This window comes from Janibacter sp. CoH_79_TC_3, assembly GCF_058197955.1.
In genome coordinates this window covers 1-309 of sequence record NZ_JBXWIV010000071.1, presented here as the reverse complement: position 1 = coordinate 309, position 309 = coordinate 1, and the positions used below count along the sequence as shown (strand labels likewise).

Genomic DNA, 309 nt, shown 5'->3' with positions numbered 1-309 from the left:
ATGGGTCAATTTGGTGGCTAAGACCTCGCCATTACTTGTCGTTGCTGAGTCCTTGCAGCCCAAATCAATACCAGTTTTGCCTGTACCGCACGCAGTTTTTGGGTACTCTTTAACGGTGATGCACGCATACCAAAGACCTCGACTGTCCTGTACAAGCTCACAGGTATTAATGGTGTAGAGTGCTAAATTGTAGCTATCCCACACGTCGATGGTCAGCTTCTTGCCTTTTAATAGGCTGAATTGAATGGTGGATTTAAGACTTTTCTTTCCTGATTTTTTGACACCTAAGTATTTGATTGCTGTTTTTTT

Annotated in this window: 1 protein-coding gene; it reads right to left on the bottom strand. The window is 42.7% G+C overall.

Features of this window, described 5'->3' with window-relative positions; translation table 11 throughout:
- On the bottom strand, window positions 1–309 hold a 309-nt coding region (locus AC2FA3_RS15110), incomplete at both ends, for a hypothetical protein (RefSeq protein ID WP_490510300.1).